16 protein-coding genes are annotated in these 21618 nt (G+C 56.5%); 4 read left to right on the top strand and 12 right to left on the bottom strand.

Translation table 11 applies throughout. The features are described from left to right. The first annotated feature begins 14 nt into the window (after positions 1–14). A complete protein-coding gene (gene treZ / locus J4P41_RS12175) occupies positions 15–1772 on the top strand; it encodes a malto-oligosyltrehalose trehalohydrolase (RefSeq protein ID WP_426067334.1) in 1758 nt (585 codons plus the stop codon). Here treZ and J4P41_RS12180 read toward each other — a convergent pair. The 6 genes from J4P41_RS12180 to J4P41_RS12205 form a co-directional block, all read right to left on the bottom strand. Continuing rightward, on the bottom strand, positions 1769–3310 hold the full coding sequence (locus J4P41_RS12180; RefSeq protein WP_408870216.1) for a glucoamylase family protein: 1542 nt from the start codon (positions 3308–3310) through the stop codon (positions 1769–1771). The two genes, treZ and J4P41_RS12180, sit on opposite strands and share 4 nt — an antisense overlap. Before the next feature lie 181 nt (positions 3311–3491). Further along, the gene (xdhC, locus tag J4P41_RS12185) at positions 3492–4283 is read right to left on the bottom strand and encodes a xanthine dehydrogenase accessory protein XdhC (RefSeq protein ID WP_426067335.1); all 792 of its coding nucleotides are present in this window, start codon (positions 4281–4283) and stop codon (positions 3492–3494) included. Positions 4284–4285: 2 nt separating this feature from the next. After that, a complete protein-coding gene (gene xdhB / locus J4P41_RS12190) occupies positions 4286–6613 on the bottom strand; it encodes a xanthine dehydrogenase molybdopterin binding subunit (protein ID WP_426067336.1) in 2328 nt (775 codons plus the stop codon). Next, complete coding sequence (gene xdhA / locus J4P41_RS12195; protein ID WP_426067337.1) at positions 6606–8066, bottom strand: xanthine dehydrogenase small subunit; 1461 nt, start codon at positions 8064–8066, stop codon at positions 6606–6608. The genes xdhB and xdhA overlap by 8 nt, the downstream gene beginning before the upstream one ends. Positions 8067–8330: 264 nt before the next feature. Then, positions 8331–10733, bottom strand: coding sequence for a TonB-dependent receptor family protein (locus J4P41_RS12200; RefSeq protein ID WP_426067338.1), 2403 nt, complete (start codon positions 10731–10733; stop codon positions 8331–8333). 125 nt (positions 10734–10858) lie between these two features. Then, entirely contained in the window at positions 10859–12304 is a 1446-nt protein-coding gene (locus J4P41_RS12205; protein ID WP_426067339.1) for a PLP-dependent aminotransferase family protein, read from the bottom strand. A 112-nt stretch (positions 12305–12416) separates the two neighbouring features. Here J4P41_RS12205 and J4P41_RS12210 point away from each other — a divergent pair, with 112 nt between their 5' ends. Continuing rightward, on the top strand, positions 12417–13031 hold the full coding sequence (locus J4P41_RS12210; RefSeq protein WP_023944636.1) for a LysE family translocator: 615 nt from the start codon (positions 12417–12419) through the stop codon (positions 13029–13031). A gap of 4 nt (positions 13032–13035) precedes the next feature. Here the strand turns inward: J4P41_RS12210 and J4P41_RS12215 are convergent, their stop codons facing one another. The 5 genes from J4P41_RS12215 to J4P41_RS12235 form a co-directional block, all read right to left on the bottom strand. Then, the gene (locus J4P41_RS12215) at positions 13036–13971 is read right to left on the bottom strand and encodes an ABC transporter ATP-binding protein (RefSeq protein ID WP_426067340.1); all 936 of its coding nucleotides are present in this window, start codon (positions 13969–13971) and stop codon (positions 13036–13038) included. Continuing rightward, the gene (locus J4P41_RS12220; RefSeq protein ID WP_426067341.1) at positions 13968–14921 is read right to left on the bottom strand and encodes an ABC transporter ATP-binding protein; all 954 of its coding nucleotides are present in this window, start codon (positions 14919–14921) and stop codon (positions 13968–13970) included. Before J4P41_RS12220 ends, J4P41_RS12215 begins: the two co-directional genes overlap by 4 nt. Then, complete coding sequence (locus J4P41_RS12225; RefSeq protein WP_426067342.1) at positions 14911–15894, bottom strand: ABC transporter permease; 984 nt, start codon at positions 15892–15894, stop codon at positions 14911–14913. Before J4P41_RS12225 ends, J4P41_RS12220 begins: the two co-directional genes overlap by 11 nt. Beyond that, positions 15891–16841 carry an ABC transporter permease gene (locus J4P41_RS12230; protein ID WP_426067343.1) on the bottom strand — a complete coding sequence of 317 codons (951 nt, stop codon included), beginning with the start codon at positions 16839–16841 and terminating at the stop codon, positions 15891–15893. Before J4P41_RS12230 ends, J4P41_RS12225 begins: the two co-directional genes overlap by 4 nt. A gap of 119 nt (positions 16842–16960) precedes the next feature. Next, positions 16961–17155, bottom strand: coding sequence for a hypothetical protein (locus tag J4P41_RS12235; RefSeq protein ID WP_007283459.1), 195 nt, complete (start codon positions 17153–17155; stop codon positions 16961–16963). Between the two features lie 310 nt (positions 17156–17465). On the opposite strand from J4P41_RS12235, the gene cysK reads away from it, so the two are divergent. Continuing rightward, on the top strand, positions 17466–18461 hold the full coding sequence (gene cysK, locus J4P41_RS12240; RefSeq protein WP_426067344.1) for a cysteine synthase A: 996 nt from the start codon (positions 17466–17468) through the stop codon (positions 18459–18461). Between the two features lie 111 nt (positions 18462–18572). Continuing rightward, the gene (locus J4P41_RS12245; RefSeq protein ID WP_426067345.1) at positions 18573–19244 is read left to right on the top strand and encodes an RBBP9/YdeN family alpha/beta hydrolase; all 672 of its coding nucleotides are present in this window, start codon (positions 18573–18575) and stop codon (positions 19242–19244) included. Here the strand turns inward: J4P41_RS12245 and J4P41_RS12250 are convergent. After that, on the bottom strand, positions 19241–21616 hold the full coding sequence (locus J4P41_RS12250; protein WP_426067346.1) for a heavy metal translocating P-type ATPase: 2376 nt from the start codon (positions 21614–21616) through the stop codon (positions 19241–19243). The two genes, J4P41_RS12245 and J4P41_RS12250, sit on opposite strands and share 4 nt — an antisense overlap. Positions 21617–21618: the final 2 nt, after the last annotated feature.

The following is a 21618-nucleotide window of genomic DNA, read 5'->3' on the forward strand; positions in this document are numbered from 1 at the left end:
CAAGGGGTCATTCCATGTCTTCATTCAGATTCAGGAACCGCTTTGGTGCGGAACTTATTGCTCCGGACAAGACGCGTTTCACACTCTGGGCACCCTCCTGTGACAGGGTCGTCGTCGAGGTGGAAGACCTTGCTCCCATCACCATGCGTCGTCATTCAGACGGAACCTTCACAGCCGAAGCGCCCTGTGGGGCCGGAGCACGCTATTTCTACAGGGTTCGGGACGAAATAACGGTTCCAGATCCTGCAAGCCGCTTTCAACCCGATGGTGTGCATGGCCGCAGCGAAGTTCTGGACCCGGACACTTACGACTGGAAGCATCCGGACTGGAAGGGACGTCCGTGGGAAGAAACGATCATTTACGAGACACATCTGGGCCTTGAAGGCAATTACGAAGGCATGAAAGCGCGCCTTCAGGAACTGGCCGACCTTGGCATCACGACTGTTCAGTTCATGCCCGTCAACAGTTTCAGCGGGCATTGGAACTGGGGCTATGATGGCGTACTTGTCTACGCACCCACTCCGGCCTACGGACGCCCGGATGATCTCAAAGACCTGATCGATCATGCCCATTCACTGGGACTGATGGTCTTTCTGGATATCGTTTATAATCACTTCGGGCCGGACGGAAATTACCTTCTGGAATATGCCAAAGGCTTCTTCGACCCCCGGTATGATACACCATGGGGCGACGGCATTGATTTCCACAATCCCATCGTGGCGGATTTCTTCATCGACAATGCGCTGTACTGGCTGATGGAGTATCGTTTTGATGGTCTGCGCATTGATGCTGCATGGGCCATTACGGATCGAAAATGGTTCTATAAGCTCCAGAGCAGAATTCATAAGACCGTCGAAAAAGGACGCCACGTCCATCTCATTCTTGAAAACGAGAACAATGATTCAGGCCTGTTGAGGGATGGCTATTCCGGGCAGTGGTGCGAAGACTGGCACCATACCCTGACCGTCATGTTGAGCGGCGAGGACAAAGGTTTTTTCCGGCCTTTCCATACAGAGACAACCGCTCTTCTCAAACGCGTTCTGACGGAAGGCTTTGCCTGGCAGGGAGAATATTTTCCACCCCGGAAAAAGGCACGCGGCACACCCAGCAGTGACCTTCCTCCCACCAAGTTCGTCACGTTTCTCCAGAACCACGATCAGATCGGCAATCGTCCGCTTGGGGAGCGCCTGATTACTCTCTCAAACCCTGATGCCTTTCAGGCCGCTTACGCTCTGTTGCTGTTATGCCCCATGACACCCATGCTGTTTCTGGGCGAGGAATGGGGGTCCACAACACCCTTCTACTTTTTCTCGGATTTCCATGGAGAAATTGGCAAAAAAGTCATTCTCGGTCGTGAGGAACAGTTTGCGGAATACTGCAACCTGACGGATCCGGAGATCCTCAAGACACTTCCCAATCCCATAGACCCGAAAACCTTCAGACTTTCCAAACCGGACAGAAGCCAACGAGACTCCCCGGCGGGACAGGCCTGGCTGGCCATGACAAGAGAGCTCCTGTCGCTCCGACACTCGAAAATTATGCCCTATCTGAAAGGCGCTTATAGTGCAGGAGCCGATATTCTGGGAGATAAGACTGTCGTGGCGCGCTGGACGCTGGCAAATGGCAGTCTTCTGACTATCGCCATCAATCTTGGAAAAGAGAATGCCTCTTTCACAGACCCGGAAACGGTTTTCTACGACACCGCTTCCGATCGCCGTCCCGGCACGCTTCCTGCTGAAAGTTTAGTCGCAGGACTGGATCGTCCTCTTTAAAGGGGACGATCGCTCCCGCTGGACGCCGTCTTCTCACTCAACCAGCCCCCCTGGAAGCCTGCGCGTTGCAAACCATCACGCAGGTAAGGGTTCTTTTTCATCACGTCCCATACGAAACCGCTGCGCCAGTTTTCGAGCATCAGCAGGATTGGCCCCTGATCAATGCCAAGCTGCTGCCCATCTACCCAATAATCGTTCTTGTCCTTGAAGGACGGATTGAAGGAATCCAGGAAGCCATACTGGTTATAGATCCGGTTTCCATAGCGCTTTTGCATTTCTTCAAGAGCAGGAAGTGCAATTTCCGGTGCAAAAGCAATGGATCCGCCGGCCGCAGTCGGCGCAATCGTTCCATCATCCAGAATGTAATCGCGTCCGGCCCCACGCGCACTGTACGCCAGATAATGACGCGGCTTACCGTCATAATCCTGATGCGCGTCACCCGGTCCATCGCACGCCGTCAGGCCCCAGATATTCGCGCCATAATCTTTCCAGTCGCCTGGATTGGCCTGTGCATAGGCGCGCTGCGCATACACGGCTTCACGTCCGTTCTGGAAATAATCATCATTATGCTTGCGATTGAAGTCATCCTGAATGCCACGGAAGTCAATCCAGGATTCACTGTACTGATGACCAAACATCGGCGCGAAATTCAGAAGCTGATGCCCCTGAAAATCCCCCCACTGCCCATCATAAGTCGCAGTCCACGTCTTCCATGTGTCGGCAGGCAATGGATGCGTCGGGGAAGCGATGGCCAGAAGGTAGATGATCAGACCTTCGTTATAGCCCTTCCAGTCCGTCGTGATGAAGTTGTTAGGCGGAGACCAACCCATGCTGAGCCAAGGGCCATGGGCTTTCATCCATGTCCAGTCAATCCGGCGATACAGACGATCCGCAATGTCGCGGATTTCCTTTTCCTTCGCATTGTCCTGATCATAGTAGGACTGTGCAAACAGAACGCCGCCCATCAGAAGTGTTGTGTCTACGCTTGAAAGTTCGGACCAGTCCGCGACGCGCAAACCCGTATTTGGATCAAGGAAATGATAGAAAAACCCTTTGTATCCGGATGCGCCGGACACCTTGTCATTCTGCGGCAGACTGATGAGAAACCGTAGCGTCGTCAGCGTGCGGTCCACCGCCTGATCGCGGGTAACATAACCGCGCTCCGCACCGATTCCGTAAGCCGTCAGCCCGAACCCGACACTGGCGATACTGGCTGCACCATTGGGAAGCGGCGAACGATCCGGCACCAGCCCGTTTTTCGGGTTGGCTGTATCCCAGAACCACCGAAATGTCCGGTGCTCCAGATCTTCCACGAAGGCCTGATCGGCTTTCGTCAGTGACGCTGGCTTATTAAGCTGCGCCACCACCGTGTTCGCTGCGAGAGCTGCTCCTGAAGAGAGTGCCAGATGCACAACCCCTGCCGCCGCCCCGGTTCTGAGAAGACGGGAAGAGGAGGCACAGAACTTTTGTCCTGCACGTCGTGCTGTCGAGAGAAACCTGTTGCCCGGCGCAGGCTGCATTCGAAAGTCAGTGCTCATGCGCCCAGCATAAGCGTAGACAACGCATCACTTGAACGTGGAGTGAGATCACAACATCGTGATGATTTTTACCCGCAGAAAACTGCGAATATTAACGAATATCATTAGCTCCGAAATTCAAGAATCAATACTATTTTGCAAGCTTCTGTTACACGCCCGATTCCCACTCGACAGGGGAAGCTCACTCTCCCAGAAACCGGGCCGCAATTTCTGCCGTAACAAAAGCAGCAATCATTTCAGGTCTTTTGTCCCGAACGCCAAAATCCCCGATCGGGCAGACCAGTTTATCGATCTGCTCCTGCGGAATATCGATCGCTCGGAATGCACTTTCAAAACGCTTGCGCTTCGTCCGGGAGCCAATCATGCCCACGTATCGCAAATCGTTCCGGGCCAGCGCAGCACCCGTGATCAGAGCATCCAGCGTATGACTCTGCGTCAGGACCAGAACGCCAGATCCAGCAGGCGTAGCATCAAGGATATTCTCCCAGTCGGACGTCACCTGCGCGTCAACGGCTGGCGGAACCGGTCCGAACTCATCCTCCCGGGCATCCACCCAGATGAGTTGCAAAGGCAGTAATGCGAGCGATTTTGCCAGAGCCCTGCCAACATGCCCGGCCCCGAACAGGATCAGCTGAGGCAGCCCCTCCCGCTCTTTCCAAGCTTCACGTTCAAGCGCATCCATGTCCACCACACGCTCGATGCCGACCGTGACTGCCCCCCCGCAACACTGGTTGATGGCCGGTCCCAAGGGAATGTGTCGCTCAAGACGTTCCCCGCCCTCCGTCAAAAGAGTCCTGGCCTCTGCCATGCAATCCCATTCCAGACGACCGCCGCCAATCGTCCCAACCTGCTCGCGCGACGTCACCAGCATGTAGGCCCCAGCTTCACGCGGAGTAGATCCTTTAGCGACCAGAACCATAATTCTGGCGACTGCCTCCCCCGCATCGCGCCAGCGGCGGATGGCTTCCAACATGGTCAGTCGATCTCGCCGCGCAGAATCATGGCAGTGTGCAGAACCCGCTCCGGCGTGGCGGGCGCATCAAGCTGGGGGCAGGTCTTGTAGTCATTCAGGCTGGCGAGAGCGTCCGAAATCGCCTGCAGGACGGCCACACCATGCACAAAAGGAGGCTCCCCAACGGCCTTGGACCGGAAAATCGTCTCCTCCTGGTTCGGAGCGTTTTCCAGCAATTCCACATTGAAAATCCGTGGCCGATCGGAACAGGCCGGGATCTTGTAGGTGCTGGGGGCATGTGTCCGCAAACGGCCCGCGGGGTCCCAGACCAGCTCTTCCATCGTCAGCCAGCCTGCGCCCTGCACGAAGCCACCTTCGATCTGCCCGACATCAATATCCGGATTCAGAGACTGCCCGGCGTCATGGAGAATATCCACGCGGTCCATGGTGTTTTCACCCGTCAGCAGATCAACGGATACTTCCGCACAGGCTGCACCATAGGCGAAATAAAAGAATGGACGTCCCCGCCCTGTTGCAGGGTCCCAGGAAATCTTGGGCGTTTTGTAAAACCCATTGGACGAGAGGGAAATACGTGCAAAATAAACCTGCCAGGCCAGTTGCTGGAAAGTCATGACATCTGACCCGACATGCACACCATCCGGCAGAAACTGCACGTCTTCTTTAGAGACGCTCCACTTCTCAGCAGCAAACACGATCATGCGGCGCTTGATCTTGGTAATGGCATCCAGAACTGCCATGCCGTTCAGATCTGCTCCGGAAGACGCAGCCGTTGCAGACGTGTTGGGAACCTTGCCAGTTGTGGTGGCAGTAATGCGGACCCGGTCGGACGTCAGCCCGAACTCACGCATGGCAATCTGCACCATTTTCGTGTGCAGACCCTGCCCCATTTCGGTCCCGCCATGGTTCACCTGCACGGAACCATCCGTGTAGACATGAACCAGCGCACCGGCTTGGTTGTAATGTGTCGCCGTGAAGGAAATGCCGAATTTTACTGGCGTCAGTGCAATCCCGCGCTTGATGTAACGACTGGTTTTATTGAAAGCGCGGATCTCTTCCTTGCGCTTTGCATAATCACAGCGCCGCACCAGTTCCGTGACAATTTCCCGACTGATCGAGTCTTCCACCGTCATATGATACGGCGTGACGTTCCGGTCTGTGGTTCCATAGAAATTGCGCAGTCGCACAGTCACAGGATCAAGCCCCGTCGCAAATGCGACTTCCTCGATCACCCGTTCTGCCGCCACAATACCCTGCGGACCACCAAACCCTCGATAGGCCGTATTGGACTGCGTGTTGGTTCGGAGTGGCTCGGAACGGAACCGCACATCCGGATAGAAATACGCGTTGTCTGCATGAAACAGCGCACGATCCACAACAGGACCGGACAGATCGGCGGACCAGCCACAGCGGGCTGCCAGAACCATATCGACTGCCAGAATGTCCCCGTCATCCGTAAAGCCGACATCATAATCGACGACGAAGTCATGCCGCTTGCCGGTCATCATCATGTCGTCGTCACGGTCCAGACGCATCTTGGCAGCCTGGCCGGTCAGATCAGCCGCAATGGCCGCCAGACAGGCCGCAGCATTGGCCTGCGTTTCCTTGCCACCAAAGCCCCCGCCCATTCGGCGCACTTCAGTCGTGACCAGATGATGCGGCCGACCCAGAACACACGCCACCAGATGCTGCGTTTCAGACGGATGCTGCGTGGAAGACCAGACACGCATTTCCCCTGCCTCACCTGGCTGAGCCAGAGCGGCTTGACCCTCAAGGTAGAAATGCTCCTGCCCACCCATCGTAATGCGACCGTTCAGACGGCGCGGCGCGGCAGACAATCCGGCATCCACATCACCGCGCTTCATGACCAACGGGCGCCAGACCAGATCGCCACCAGCTTCCCGCGCCTGAGCGACGTTCAGGATAGCAGGCTTTTCTTCATACTCGATCTTCGCAAGCCGGACGGCCTGACGGGCCGCCTGCCGGGATGTTGCCACTACGGCAAACATCGGCTGGCCCCAGTAATAGACATGATCCGTGGTCAACAGGGGCTCATCATGCGCATGAACCGGGCTGATCTCGTTCTCGCCCGGAACATCTTCGGCCGTCAAAACCCGCACCACACCGGGCGCAGACCGCACAGCACTCAGATCCATGGAAACAATCCGCGCATGAGCCTTGGTGCTCAGTCCCGGAACAACATGCAACATGCCTTTCGGCTCAGGCATATCGTCAATGTAGTTTGCACGCCCTGTCACATGCAGGATCGCGCTTTCATGCTTCATGCTGGTCGAGGCAGCCCCCTGAACCAGCATCTTGCGAGCCTCAGACATGCGCCAGCCCTCCGGTGCGGGCCAGACGCGCCTGCGGGCCGCCCGTCGTTTCCTCAAAGAAACGCGTCAGCAGATTGGCAGCCACCGTGCGGCGATACCAGTCCGTCGCCCGCATGTCGGTCAGCGGTGTGAAGTCCTGTGCAATGGCAGCACGTGCCGCTTCAAGTGCCTCTTCATCCCAGACACGTCCCAGTAGCGCGGCTTCCGCCTGCTCAGCCCGCTTCGGGGTTGCCGCCATACCGCCATAAGCCAGACGCACGGACGTAATCACGCCCTCAGCATTCCGCTCCATCATGAAAGCCCCCAGAACAGCGGAAATATCCTGATCGAAGCGTTTGGAAATCTTGTAAGCCCGGAACTGCGCATTCGCCGGAGGAACCGGAATGGTCACGCCTTCCACGAACTCGCCAGGACGACGATCCTGCTTTCCATAGGCAATGAAGTAGGATTCCAACGGCAAAGAACGGCGCTCATTACCCAACCGCAGATGAAGCGTGGCTCCAGCCGCAATGAACATCGGCGGCCCGTCCCCGATCGGGGAGCCGTTCGCAATATTCCCACACACCGTTGCGCTGTTGCGGACTTGCGTTGAACCCAAACGACGGATCATCTCCCCTGCATCCGGCAATAGTTCTGCAATGCGGGACTGGGCTTCCTGATAGGTCACGGCAGCCCCAATCGTCAGACCTTCTGCTGTCCGTTCCATCCGGCGAAGTTCCGGTACACGACCGATAGCCACAACATGCCGAAGCTGCCGCATACCCTTCGTTACCCACAGGCCAACATCCGTAGCCCCTGCCACAATGGTCGCATCGGGGTTCTGTTCCAGCACTTCCGCCAGGACATCCACATTCCCCGGAACCGTCAGTGTCCCTTCCGTGCCGGAAAGCTGCACGGTTTCACCATCATTCAGAGCCACCAGACGCTCCGTAATGGTCTGAACCTGCGCATCGAAACGATCAGGCCCCGCGGTCATGGACTGTTTCATCGCCCGAACGATGGGTGCGTACCCCGTACAACGGCAGAGGTTTCCAGCCAACGCGTCATCAATCTTCGCATCGTCATCCGTAGCACCCGGGGTCTTGCGATAGGCGGCCATAGACATGACAAAGCCCGGCGTACAGAAGCCACACTGGGAGCCGTGCTGCTCGACCATTGCCGCCTGAACCGGGTGCGGCGCGTCCGGTGTGCCAAGGTCTTCAATCGTATAAACCTGCGCCCCGTCCAGCATACTTACGAACTGGATACACGCATTGACCGCCCGCCAGACCAATTGATCGTGCTCCAACCGAACGACCAGAACCGTGCAGGCACCACAATCCCCTTCATTACAGCCCTCTTTCGTTCCAGTCCGGCCACGCTCACGCAGCCAGTCCAGCAGGGTCAGTGTCGGAGAGACATCCCCAAGTACGATGCGGTCATCGCCGAGATAAAACTGAACGGCCTGTCTCATCACACCTGCCCCCTGAACAAGAAATCTGTACTGAAAAAAGAAGAAATTCTGGCTGGACTGGCAAAATACGACCCTGAAAAAGCGAGAAACCCCGCACACGGAAAGGGGAAGATTAGCAGACTCCTGCACTATCGAGGGTGTTGCCGTCCAGTACTAAGATACGCATAGCGCGTTGCTTTTTCGAGAGCACATTTCCTCAAAACCTCTCATACAAAAACACCCGGCACGAAGGCCGGGTGCATGGAGAGGTTCTGAAACCCAATCTCAGAATTTCGCGGAAACCGTTCCAAAAAACTGTCGGGGGGCAGCGATGAACAGATTGGCGTTATCATCCCCCGAAACAGAGGCAGCGCCGTAAACACCACCAATATAAACCTGATTGAACAGGTTCGTGACACCAAACGACGTCTGGAAGTTCTGAACAAATCCAATCTTGCCGAAATCGTATGTCGCGTTGAGGTTGGAGGTCCAGTATGCGGGGATCTTTTCGTCGTTCGTATATGTCATGTAACGCGCACTGGTATAAGTCGTGTTGAAGTTGAAGGTCGCGCGCTTCCATGTATAGGTCACGTTCGCCTTGTACATAAACTTCGGATAGTAGACCTGCTGCTTGCCTTTGATGCTGATGTAAGCACCGTTATAAGGCAGATGTGAGTCCTGATAGGTCGCATCATTCCAGCTAAAACTGTTGGTGATCGCCAGCCCCGGAAGAGGACGGATCGTTCCAGCCACATCCGCGCCATTCATCGTTTCACGACCAACATTCATGAAAGCGCTGTAAGTGTTCCCCGTCGATCCACTCGTGATGGCCGCCAGGCGGTTGTAGTAGTCCGTATGATAAAAATCCGCGCTGCCGGAAAAGAAATGCGAATTGAAGCGATAGCCGACGACATAATTCCATGTCCGTTCCGGCCGTAAGGTCTGCTTGTTCGCATTGAATACCGACTGGGCCGGGTTTGCAGAACTCCCCAGACCGCCCCATGGGTTTCCACTGCCACTCTGGGCTCCGTAATCATAGGCACGCATGTTTTCAGCAATGTCGAAATAGACCTCATGCTGGTTCAGGAAATGATAATCGAAGTTGAAATGCGGCAGGAAAGCATTCGCTGCCGTCAGACTGCCAGACGCCGGATGGCTGTAATAAACGCCCCATTGTGACAACGTACCCGAATTATCAATGCTGGTGCCGCCATGGGTCGTCTGCAACAGCGATCTGAACCCTGCCGTTACCGTCATTTCAGGCAAAATATGATAGGTATCCTGTAAGTAGAACTGGAAGGTATTGGTGTTGAAAGAGTCTTCCCACCATTTCGTCCCGTTCTTGAAATTGGAAATGGAAGAATGTGGTTTGTCCACTCCATCTTCATACATCATCATTGGATAATTAAACCGGTTGTTCTCATACCAGATACCCGTCTTGATATCGTTATGATGTCCGGCATGAATATCGAAACTCTGCACAAACCCAAGTCGCCGAACATCCGGATGACCCGTTTCCATGGCCATTGGAACCTGTGAGGTCGGAGAGGTCAGGAAGGGATTGGTTGCGCTGTAATCGCCATTTGAAACATGTGCGTACGCAATCGTCTTGGAATCCACATTCGGGAAAAGCTTAAAATCCCCGGTAATGGCAGACATGTAATTCCGCTGCGTCTGGGTTCCGTCATAAGCGTAATCGCCAATTTCATCGTTGGACAATACGCCTTCCAGATTACTCGGCACTCCCCCATTCTGGGCGTACATCGCGTATTCTTTGGCCAGTTCGTAATTTGGTTTCAGATAGGTCGTTTTGCGTCCCATCTTCTGCCACATGTTTTTTGTCACGCTGAGATAATTGTATTGCTCGAAATTTGAATAATCGAAAATAGCCGTAATCTTACCGCGATCTCCCACAGGCTGCACCAGCTTGAAATTGGCCTGCTGTTCCTGCTGATCTCCATAGCCCTTCCACAGATCCTGTGCTGTCCGGGCATAAGCAGCGTAAAATTTTGTCCCGCTTGCGTTCAGAACGCCACTATCAGCTCTGGCGAATGTTCTGAAGCCGTGATTACTACCAAAAAGCTGGCTGATACGCCCGCCAGCTTTATTTTCCGGATCACTGGACGTGAACGTAATTGCCCCACCCAGAGTCTGTGCAGACGGGGTATCCAAGGCCCCCGCTCCCTGAGACATGGTCAGGCTTTCGATATTTTCCTGAATTTCCATCTGGTCAACGCCAAGACCATTCCAGTTATGGAAACCTTGCCCGCCCATTGGAATACCATCCAGAGAGACACCAAGCTGGGTCTGATTGAAACCACGCACATAGAGCGTATTCGCTACAGTATCGAGACCAAACGCATCATCCGACGCAAAATTCGCGCCCGGCGTCGTCAGGGCCAGAACCTGCATCGGGCTTGTCCCGGCCACGAAATGATCAAGCGTCTGACGGCTGACAACTTCCACGGCACTATGCGGACCACTCCGATGCGCATGAACAGTCATAGCTTCCGAGCCGGATTTGACGGAAGGCTTAGACCGAACCCCAGCGCCTCTCACAGGAGCAACAGCTTTGGGAGCAGACGTCGCGTGATGATGCCGGGTTTTATGGGACGCTGCGTTGGCGGGGCCAGCAATCAGACCAGCCAGAGCAACGCCAGAAAGAAGAAGCCGAGATGCTCGGGGCATTAGGAGTCCGTTTCATTGGATATCAGACCCCGCATTGGAAAGTTTTTATTCTTAGTGTGTCAATTTCATATCATATAATTTCTGACTCTAAATTGTCACCCGTTGCAATTTCGCAACATGAGGAATTATGACCGTCTAAGCAGCGATGCCAAAGCTGGCCAGAGTTCTGCCTGCTCCACAGCACTGACCGTAAAACGCAGCATAGTGGACGGCGCCTGCGTAGATGAGAAAAGCGTTCCAGGAGCCAGCAACATGCCTGCTTCAGAGGCAGCCCGCGCAACAGCTTCTGAATCTTGACCACAATCCGCCCAGACAAAAATGCCAGCCGGCGGCAGGTATGGCACGTTCAAGCCACAAGCCGTCAGCACATCAACGCATTTCTGCCGGGCCTGATTAACCTTTTGCCGCAGTCTCAGCAGATGCCGTCCGTAATGCCCGTCTCTCAGTAGTCGCGTCATGACGTTTTCCCCAAGTTGTGGCGTAGAGAGGCCCGCCAGAAGCTTGAGATCAATCAGACGAGCAACCAGATCCGGCCTCGCGGCCAGAACGCCCACCCTCAGCCCGGCGGCCAGTGTCTTGGCATACCCCGTAACGAGAATGACGCGTTGCAGACGGTCCATGGAGGCAAGACGGATGGCTGTGCCATCATGGAAATCCGCATAAGTGTCGTCTTCCAGAATCATGAAATCATGCTTTTCGGCGAGACGAAGTACGTCATGCGCAGCAGCGGCTCCCAACGTGTAGCCCGTCGGATTATGGACCACACTGTTGATGAGAAAGAGCTTCGGACGATGCTCCGCAGCCAGTCGCTCCAGAACCTCCAGATCTGGCCCTTCCCGCCGTCTCGGAACACTGATGATCCGTGCACCATAAGCTGCCAGACGTCCGAAAATCAGAGGCCAGCCGGGGTCTTCGACCAGAACCGTATCACCGGGCTGAACCATCAACCGAAGCACAAGATCTATCGCATGCGTCACACCCGAAGTTGTCATCAGATGATGATCCGGATGTGCCGCTATGCCTTGTGCACCCAACATCGCAGCGATGTGTTTACGCAAGTGCGGGCTTCCCTGCGGATGACCGTAATGCAAAAGCCCCTCAACATCCGAACGAGCACTGGCCCGGATGGCACCCGCCACAAGATCCGCATCCAGCCAATGCTGCGGTAAAACGCCTGATGCCGCTGTGAGCTTTACGGACGTTCCGGTTCCAAACATTTCACGCAGGAGCCATGTCACATCCAACCGGGAGGGTTCGGTCTGTTCCTGTACGACAGCCTCTGCCACAACAGGGAGATCCACGGGTGGTCGCACGAAATATCCAGCACCCGGCCGGGACAGGATCAGACCCCGAGCCTGAAGACGCTCATAAGCCTCTATCACCGTATAACGACTCAAACCTGCGCTTTCTGCCATTTTACGGACAGATGGCAGGCGACTGCCCGGCCTGAGCATATGCGCTTCGATCCGCCCGACCAATTCGACTTCAAGCTGTTCAACCAGAGTTCTGTCCGCCCCACGAACAGGCTGCCACACAGGCAGCATTCCGGATGAAGCGATGGAAACTGGCATGGTCAAACCTCCGGTACAGTCTGAAAGAATATCGTCAGATTGTACCGGTACTGTTCCGGTAGCAACTGTCATAGTCTGCAGGACGCTCCCGTCTGCAACAGGAAATTCCGTCATGCCGACTTACTGGCAGGCTTTCGCGCCGCTCGTTCTCTTCACGTTTGTCGCCTCCGTAACGCCCGGACCGAACAACATGATGCTGGCCTCATCAGGGCTGACACATGGCTTTCGAAAAACCATTCCGCACATGCTCGGCGTGGCACTCGGCTTCGTCGTGATGGTGGTTCTGCTCGGGCTGGGTCTGGGAAGCCTGTTTGAACATGCACCATGGTTTTATGTGGCTTTGAAATATGCCAGCGCAGCCTACCTGCTCTGGCTGGCCTGGAAGATTGCCACGTCATCTTCCGCACCAGAAGCCAAGAGCAAGGGTCAGCCGATCACCTTTCTACAGGCGGCCGGCTTTCAGTGGGTTAATCCAAAGGCGTGGGTCATGGCGGTAGGGATCATTGCAGCTTACGTTCCCAAAGAGGGATTCTTCTTCAACCTTGCCATCGCGAGCCTGATCTGCGGCATCGTGAACTTTCCATCCGTGGCACTCTGGGCCGGGTTTGGCGCAGGCATGAGACGCTGGCTGCATCGTCCCCTGCTGCTGAAAAGCTTCAACTATACGATGGCCCTGCTTCTGGTCGCGTCCCTCTATCCGCTGGCTTTCGAAACAGCGTCACACTGAGTACTCAGGCCACCAGCGGATAATGGCATGCTACGCGCCGCCCCTCTCCACAAGGCTGGAGACTGGGGCGGTCCGTCGCACATTTCGGCTGCGCAATGGGGCATCGTGTGTGGAAACGACATCCTGACGGCGGATTGACCGGGCTGGGAACATCGCCCTTCAACGGTGGCGGCAACGATCGGTCCGGCCGCGGAACAGCATCCAGAAGAGCCTTTGTGTAAGGGTGCGCCGGACGATCCAGAACCTCCAGTCCGTCCCCTTCCTCCACGATGCTGCCCAGATACATGACTGCAATCCGGTCCGCCATTTGTCGGACGACCGACAGATCATGGGAAATAAACACGCACGCCACGCCTAGCGATGCACGCAGATCCCGGAACAGATTCACGATCTGCGCCTGAACCGACACATCAAGCGCGGAGACAGGCTCGTCCGCCACCAGAAGATCCGGGCCCAGTACGAGCGCACGGGCGATGTTCAGCCGCTGACGTTGGCCACCGGAAAATTCATGCGGGTATCGATCAGCCACCGAACGGGCCAGCCCAACCTGATCCAGCAAGTCGTCAACGCGGGCGCGAATGTTTTTACGACCATGAATCCGCAGAGGTTCGGCGAGAGACTCCCCTACCGTTCTGCGCGGATTAAAGGCCGCAGAGGAGTCCTGAAAGACCATCTGCATCCGCATACGCCACGGCCGCAGCGCACGGTCTGACAGGCCGGAAATCCGGTGTCCGTCAAACAGCACCTCACCCGATGTCGGCTGGGTCAGGCCAATCAGCGCACGCCCCAGAGAGGACTTGCCACAACCAGATTCCCCGACAAGCGCCAGAGCCTCTCCCCGGTGCACCTGAAGCGACACATCCGAAACAGCGTGCAGCACACGACCGCCGCCCAGCCTGTACTGTTTCTCCAGGGCTCTGGCTTCCAGAAGAACACTCATGCTGCGTAAAGGACACACGCCACGCGCCGCCCTTCCTCTGTTTCGATCAAAGCCGGCCGGCCTGCACAATCCGGTCGCACAAAGCTGCATCGCGGGGCAAACACACAGCCGGAGGGTCGATTTTCCGGGGTAGGTGGCTGTCCGGGGATAGTTGGAAGCAGCTCGGGTCGTGGCCCTTCCAGAGGTGGAATGGCGGCCAGGAGAGCCTGCGTATAAGGGTGTAGCGGACGGTCGAGAACATCCCGCACCGGACCACGCTCCACTACCAGCCCGGAATACATCACCGCCACATGCGTGCAGGCCTGCGCGACCACGCCCATGTCATGGGTAATCAGCATCACGCCTGCGCCCTCATCCCGGATTTCCCGCAGAAGGGTCAGGATCTGGGCCTGTACAGTCACATCGAGCGCCGTCGTCGGCTCGTCCGCAATCAGCAGATCGGGCGAGCAGGACAACGCCATGGCAATCATCGCACGCTGCCGCAGACCGCCTGAAAGCTGATGGGGATAGCGCTTTGCCGCCATAGCCGGGTCGGGCACGCCCATCCGTCCCAGAAGCTGCACTGTCCGGGCGCGTGCTTCCCGTCGACTCAGAGGCTGATGCAATCGGATCTGCTCATCAATCTGCGCCCCGATGGAACGAACAGGCAGAAAAGCCGTCATGGGGTCCTGAAAGATCATGGCAATCCGGGCGCCACGCAGCTTGCGCATGGATTTATCCGGCAGACCGACGAGATCCTGTCCGGTAAATACGATCTGACCAGATGCTCGCAGGCCAGGCAAAAGCCCCATGACACTCATTGCCGTCAGACTTTTCCCGGAACCGGATTCCCCAACCACACCCAAAGCTTCACCAGCCTGCATCTGAAAGGACACGCCTTCCAGAAGACGTCGGCCATCTGGCAGATCCAGCTTCAGGTTCTGAATATCGAGCAAGGAATCAGCGCCCATGTTGCCCCTCCCGAATACGGGGGTCCAGCAACGCATAAATCCCGTCCACCAGCGCGTTCGCAATTACAACAAAGATCGCGGCGTACATGACCGTTGCCATGATGAGCGGCAGATCGAGCGTAGCAAGAGCCTGATAGGTCAATCGTCCCACGCCCGGCAGAGCAAACACAACCTCGGTCAGCAGTGCACCACCGCCAAGAAGCTGTGCAAAATCCAGCCCGAAAAGCGACACATAACTCAACCACGACAGGCGCAGACCGTGCCAGAGCCAGACACGCACGGGTCCTGCGCCCTTGGCACGGGCGGTACGAATGGAGTCCTCCCTCATGGCGGACAGCAGCTCCGAACGAAGGATGCGCGCGTATAATCCCATAAAAGACACAGCAAGCGTCAGTGACGGCAGCAAAAGGGATCGCGCCCAGCCAAGTGGATTTTCCGTAAGCGGCACATATCCCAATGGCGGCACCCAGCGGAACATCCAGGTGTCATGCCAGCGGCTCTGCGTGAACAGGTTCACGACTTCGCCAAGCCAGAAAACCGGCATGGACAGACCAACTAGCCCCAGCACCATCAGAAACCGATCCACCCAGCTATCACGCAATACGGCGGAGACAATTCCAATCCCCAACGACCCTGCGACCCAAAAAAACGCTGCCCAGACTACAAGCGACAACGTCACAGGAGCCGCAGAAGCCACTTCCGGCACGACCTGCTGACCGTGATTGACGAAAGACGTCAGATCGCGGCTAACGAACAGCTTTTCCATCATGCGCACATACTGAACGGGCAACGGCCGATCGAACCCGTATTCCGCCCGCACGCGTTCCATGACCTGCGGGCTGGCGCCACGCCCGGCGATCCGCGCCGTCGGATCTGCCCCCGGCGTGGCGAAGAAGATGCAGAATACCAGAACAGAAATACCGAAAATAACGAGAGCCATCTGGCCGATACGGGACAGGAGCGCTGCGATCATCGGCCGGCTCCCTTCGGGTCCAGGTAATCGCGCAGGGCATTTCCCAGAACGTTCAGAGCCAGCACGGTAATGACAATGGCAACGCCCGGCGCAATCGCCACAATCGGGCGCGTATAGAGCAACCCTTCGCCATCCTGAATCAGCGTTCCCCAGGAGGCAGCAGGAGCCTGCACGCCAAGAGACAGAAACGACAACGCCGATTCCGCCAGCAGACAGAGCGCCATGACCAGAGGCGCCAGAACAACCATGGACGGTGCCAGATTGGGTAGGATTTCACGTCGGAGAATGCGAAAATCAGAGGCGCCCATACCCCGCGCTGCCATCACGAACTCCGCCTGTGACAGGCTTAGGACACGAGCCCGCAGCGGGCGGGCGGCATAAGGCACATAGACCAACGCAATAATGCCGATAGGAATCAGGAAGCTGTCAGCCCCAAGCGTCACGAACCCAAGATGAAGTCCATGCCCGACCGTGACGACAGAAAGAGAAATGGCAAACAGGTAAACCGGGATCGCCCAAAGAATATCCAAAAGGCGACACAGCAGAATATCTACCCACCCCCCAAAATATCCTGCACAGATCCCGATACTGCTCGACATACACAGGCACAAAAATGCCGCCGCGGACGCGATCAGAAGCGAACTTCGCCCTCCATAAAGAAGACGGGACGCCACATCCCGTCCTTGAGAATCCGCACCAAGACTATAGGCACCCGCAGACAAGTCCGGCCCCAGTGGAGTCAGACCAAGATGAAGCGGATTGTCATTAGGCTGCATGAGGTCAAGCGTCTGCCCGTGACGCATGGTCGTCCCGGCGACATTGGAAGAAAACGGGTCCACACCCACCATGCGCGCATAAAGTGGCGCGCTCAGGCTGGCCAGAACAACGAGCCCCAGTGCCGCTATGGCAAAGAGAACGTCCCTCTTCACCACAAGGGCGCGGACCATTCGCAAAAAACCGCTTTCTCCCACGCGCACTCTCACCCCATGAACTGTTCAGCATTCCGTTCTAGCTGACAGTTCAGGGAAGAGAAGAGCCGTGAGGAAAGAAACGTGATGCCTGTATTTTAGATCGGCTTCAAAACAGTCCGGGCGTGCTGGGCCACACGCCGCCGCAGGGCAGAAAGATCCGCCACTGTTTCGTTATGCAGCGCACGAACGCTTTCATGGGCTGCATAGAACCGACGTGCGCCCGTCGTGCTGACGAGGATAGCAACGCCAAGAAAAATACCGTTGATTTCGATAACCGTAGAACCAAGCATAATGTCGAACCTTCAGGTGCCCGACATGTCTGTGCTGTCGGGAAATTACGGAAAAAGGGAAAGAGGTTTCCGGGCGGCGGAACCATGGCAGCACGACGGCTGCCAGCTACACATTCGACACATCATGGAGATGCCCTTCTTATGGAGGTCGATGACGATCCCTCTTAGGCGGGAAAGTCTCTGAGCGTCAATATACAACTTTTAATAATGAATATTTGCGCCAGAAATGTTTTATACAACAAATTGTTATCGTTGTTTTGTCAGGAAATTCCCATCTGCCCTTTTCCAACTCCTGTGATACAAAAACAGTATGAACAAAAAGGTCGTGTCTTCCCCCGCTCCGTTTGAAGGTTATGCCGCGCCACGTGGCAGAGTTTACAACTCCTTTCTGGAAACTGTCGGGGGCACGCCACTCGTCGCCCTCCCCCGCCTGACAGAGCAGGAAAAACTGCATGGGCGTCTTCTCCTCAAACTGGAATTTTTCAACCCGCTCGGTTCTGTCAAAGACCGTATCGGCGTTGCTATGCTCCGGGACGCGGAAACACGCGGCCTTATTACACCGGGTCGGACCGTTCTTATTGAACCGACCTCCGGCAACACAGGCATTTCTCTAGCTTTTGCAGCCGTGGCGCTGGGCTACCGCCTGATCGTCACCATGCCAGAGAGCGCTTCCACCGAGCGTCGGAAAATGCTGCGTCTGATGGGCGCGACCACCGAACTCACTCCCGCCAATGATGGTATGGCTGGCGCCATCCGCCGTGCGGAAGAGTTGATGGAAACGCTTCCAGACGCCTGGATGCCGAGCCAGTTTGAGAATGACGCCAACCCGGCCGTTCATGAGCAGACCACAGCGCTCGAAATCTGGAATGATACCGCCGGGCAAGTGGACATGGTTGTTGCCGGTCTTGGCACAGGGGGCACGGCGTCCGGGATTGCGCACGGGCTGAAGAAATTCAGCAAGGCCATCAAGGTCATTGGTGTGGAGCCGCGGGAAAGTGCGGTTCTGCATGGCGACGAACCGGGTCCACATGGCATTCAGGGCATCGGCCCCGGGTTCCAGCCCGACACACTGGATCTGCGTGCACTTGATAGCGTCATTGAAGTTTCTGAGCAGGAGGCTCTGACAACAGCCCGGCTCTGCGCTGCCGTAGAAGGCATTCCCATCGGGATTTCATCCGGTGCAGCCCTTTATGCGGGCATGTCTCTGGCCAAGAAGGCGTCCAGTCGCGGCAAAACCATTGTCGTGATCGCGCCATCCTTTGCGGAGCGATATCTCTCCACACAGCTTTTTGACGGCCTTGCATAATCACATTATTATATAGTTGTTTTATTTAATACTGATCTATGTTCGTTATTAATCCAGACATTCAATCCTGATCGGGAATCGTCCCCGGTCAGGCTTCTGGAGATTACGGGCATGAATCTTTTTTCCGGCCGCGCTACCGCTCTGGACCTTACGGCAAGTGCTCGCGCATTCGCTTTTCAGCGCTCTTCCGAAGAAACGGTTCTAGCCGCTGAATTTCACCGCATCAAAGAACATTTCACGCCGCTTCTCGTGCCCGGACTTTTCAATTCCGGCCCACATCACTGGCAGACCCGGTGGGAAAGCGCCTTTGGCCTCACACGCCTGCACCAGACCGATTGGGAAAACCCAATCCCCGAAGATTGGGACGCATCCCTGACAAGCGCAATTCAGCAGGCCGAAAAACCCGTCCTTCTGATTGCACACAGCCTGGGAGCAGTTCTGACGGCCCGTTGGCTTGCGTGCCATGAGACATCCCAAGTCGCGGGCGCCTTTCTTGTCGCGCCAGCGGATATCGAACACACGACACACCCGGAAGCCGCCCGCATCCGCGCTTTTGCGCCTTTACCTGAAATGCCTTCGCCTGTTCCCACGGCCTTAATGGCGAGCCGGAATGATCCGTGGCTCTCAAGCGAACGTGCCCGGATCCTTGCCAAACACTGGCATGCAGAGTTCACGGATGCCGGCCTCACCGGACATGTCGGTAGCGACGATTTTCTGGGTCTCTGGAGCCACGGCGCGAAGACCCTTATCTCCTTCGTTCACGGCCGCCTTCAGACGTTTTAAGAGCGCTTTTCTTCCGGCTTCCATCGGTTGAGGAGAAGCGAATTGCTTACAACCGAAACCGAGCTCATCGCCATGGCGGCTCCTGCGACTATCGGGTTCAACAATCCCAAAGCCGCCAGAGGCAGACCCAGAAGATTGTAGATGAACGCGAAGAAGAGGTTCTGACGGATCTTGGAAAGAGTCGCCCGAGACAGGGAAATCGCATCCAGAACGCTCGTCAGTTCGCTCTTCATCAGCACGACATCCGCTGTGTCCAGCGCGACGGCTGATCCGGCGCCAATGGCAAAACCGACATCCGCAGCAGCCAGCGCGGGCGCGTCATTGACGCCATCCCCCACCATTCCGACAATTCGCCCCTCAGCGCGGTAGCGCGCTACACCTTCCGCTTTATGCTGCGGCAGGACACCAGCCAGATAATCGTCCACACCGACCTGCCGCGCCACCACTGCGGCAGCCCGTTCATTATCGCCCGTCAGCATGACAACCTTGATGCCACGCGCCTTGAGAGCCGCAACCGTCGAAACAGCGTCGGGGCGCAGAGTGTCTCCCAGAGCAATAATCCCCAGAAGCTGACCACCCGTCGCAACTGCAATGACTGTCTGTCCTTCGCTTTCCAGGTCATTCACTGGCAGGGTCGTCAGGTCATATCCGGCATCAGTCAGATAGCGAGGCGATCCAAGAAGCGCAGGCTCACCTTCAAGCTGGGCTTCGACACCAAGACCCGGAATGGCCTTGAACCCGTCCACGCTCAGAACCGTCGCATGATGCGCCATTCCATGATCAACAATCGCGCGGGCAAGCGGATGTTCCGAGTTCTGCTCCAGGGACGTTGCCACGGCAAGAAGTCGATCCATAGAAACGCCCGCGACCGGATGCAGGCATGTCACGCCGGGTCGGCCCTGCGTCAGGGTTCCTGTCTTGTCGAGAATGATCGTCGACAGTTTTTCCGCACGCTCCAGTGCATCAGCATTCCGGAACAAAATCCCGTTCTGTGCACCACGACCAGTACCCACCATGATGGCGGTTGGGGTCGCAAGCCCCAGAGAGCAAGGACAGGCAATCACCAGCACGGACACTGCTGAAACCAGACTCCACGTCGCAGACCCCGTCACGGCCCAGCCGATCAGGAACGTCACAACAGCAAACGCCACGACGGCCGGAACAAAGATACCGGACACACGATCCGCAAGGCGCTGCACATTGGCCTTTGATCCCTGCGCCTGCTCAACCATACGCACAATCCGCGCCAACGCTGTATCAGAGCCAACGCCTGTCGCTTTAACCTTCAGGACCCCATTTGCGTTGATCGTGCCGCCAAAGACGTCACTTCCGGTCTGCTTCAGAGCTGGCACGCTTTCACCAGTCAGCATGGCTTCGTTGACGTCCGAAGAGCCCTCCAGAACGGTTCCATCCACCGGAATGCTCTCACCGGGCCGAACAACAAACACGTCTCCGACATGCATATCCGCGACCGCCCGGTCAACCAGAACGCCATCACGCTCCACATGCGCAGTCTGGGGCTGAAGCTGCAACAGGCTTTCAATTCCTGCACTCGTACGCACTTTGGCGCGTGTTTCCATCAGCTTACCCAGAGAAATCAGGGTAATGATCGCGCCACTTGCTTCAAAATAAACCGGCTGATCCAGACGGAACAGAACAACGATCGCGCTGAACAGATACGCAATGCTTGTTCCCAAAACGACCAGCACGTCCATATTGGCCGACCCGCCCCGCACAGCGTTCCAGGCCCGGCGATACAGATGCGCACCGCAGACGAACTGCACCAGTGTGGCACTGACAAACTGCACGGCCACCGGCACGGTTTCCATCCGCCCCAGCAGCATCCCGAACATTTCAACGAAGAGCGGCAGAGCCAGCACGAACGTCAGCAGGAAGCGGTTACGCTCTTTCCGCCAGACGGCCGCACGTTTTGCTTTCGGATCTTCGCGCTGACCTTCATCAAGGCGGGTCGCACCGAAACCCGCTTTCGTAATTTTGGACGCCAGATCTTCTGGTGTCACGATGCCGGGAATATAGGTGACGTGGGCGCGTTCGGTCGCATAATTCACGCTTCCCTGAACGGAGGGCATGCGGTTCAGCACTTTTTCAATCCGTGCGGCACAGGCCGCACAGGTCATGCCGGTAATCACGAAATCCACGCTCTGTTCATCAACGGAGAACCCGGCTTTACGAACAGCAGCGACAACAGTCCCAACGCTGGCCTCCGGTCCCTCCAGATCAACCTGAGCCCGCTCGGACGCGAAATTGACGGTTGCATGAACGCCGCTCTGCCGGTTCAGCACTTTTTCGATCCGGGCCGCACAGGCTGCGCAAGTCATTCCACCAACTGGAAAACTGATTGTCTGGGCCATCT

The sequence above is a fragment of the Gluconobacter sp. NFX36 genome (assembly GCF_049887835.1).
GTDB lineage: Bacteria > Pseudomonadota > Alphaproteobacteria > Acetobacterales > Acetobacteraceae > Gluconobacter > Gluconobacter japonicus_A.

Bases quoted from the DNA above. Each gene is read 5' to 3' on its own strand.
- treZ (WP_426067334.1), top strand. From the start codon at position 15: ATGTCTTCATTCAGATTCAGGAACCGCTTTGGTGCGGAACTTATTGCT.
- J4P41_RS12180 (WP_408870216.1), bottom strand. From the start codon at position 3,310: ATGAGCACTGACTTTCGAATGCAGCCTGCGCCGGGCAACAGGTTTCTC.
- xdhC (WP_426067335.1), bottom strand. From the start codon at position 4,283: ATGTTGGAAGCCATCCGCCGCTGGCGCGATGCGGGGGAGGCAGTCGCC.
- xdhB (WP_426067336.1), bottom strand. From the start codon at position 6,613: ATGTCTGAGGCTCGCAAGATGCTGGTTCAGGGGGCTGCCTCGACCAGC.
- xdhA (WP_426067337.1), bottom strand. From the start codon at position 8,066: ATGAGACAGGCCGTTCAGTTTTATCTCGGCGATGACCGCATCGTACTT.
- J4P41_RS12200 (WP_426067338.1), bottom strand. From the start codon at position 10,733: ATGCCCCGAGCATCTCGGCTTCTTCTTTCTGGCGTTGCTCTGGCTGGT.
- J4P41_RS12205 (WP_426067339.1), bottom strand. From the start codon at position 12,304: ATGCCAGTTTCCATCGCTTCATCCGGAATGCTGCCTGTGTGGCAGCCT.
- J4P41_RS12210 (WP_023944636.1), top strand. From the start codon at position 12,417: ATGCCGACTTACTGGCAGGCTTTCGCGCCGCTCGTTCTCTTCACGTTT.
- J4P41_RS12215 (WP_426067340.1), bottom strand. From the start codon at position 13,971: ATGAGTGTTCTTCTGGAAGCCAGAGCCCTGGAGAAACAGTACAGGCTG.
- J4P41_RS12220 (WP_426067341.1), bottom strand. From the start codon at position 14,921: ATGGGCGCTGATTCCTTGCTCGATATTCAGAACCTGAAGCTGGATCTG.
- J4P41_RS12225 (WP_426067342.1), bottom strand. From the start codon at position 15,894: ATGATCGCAGCGCTCCTGTCCCGTATCGGCCAGATGGCTCTCGTTATT.
- J4P41_RS12230 (WP_426067343.1), bottom strand. From the start codon at position 16,841: ATGGTCCGCGCCCTTGTGGTGAAGAGGGACGTTCTCTTTGCCATAGCG.
- J4P41_RS12235 (WP_007283459.1), bottom strand. From the start codon at position 17,155: ATGCTTGGTTCTACGGTTATCGAAATCAACGGTATTTTTCTTGGCGTT.
- cysK (WP_426067344.1), top strand. From the start codon at position 17,466: ATGAACAAAAAGGTCGTGTCTTCCCCCGCTCCGTTTGAAGGTTATGCC.
- J4P41_RS12245 (WP_426067345.1), top strand. From the start codon at position 18,573: ATGAATCTTTTTTCCGGCCGCGCTACCGCTCTGGACCTTACGGCAAGT.
- J4P41_RS12250 (WP_426067346.1), bottom strand. From the start codon at position 21,616: ATGGCCCAGACAATCAGTTTTCCAGTTGGTGGAATGACTTGCGCAGCC.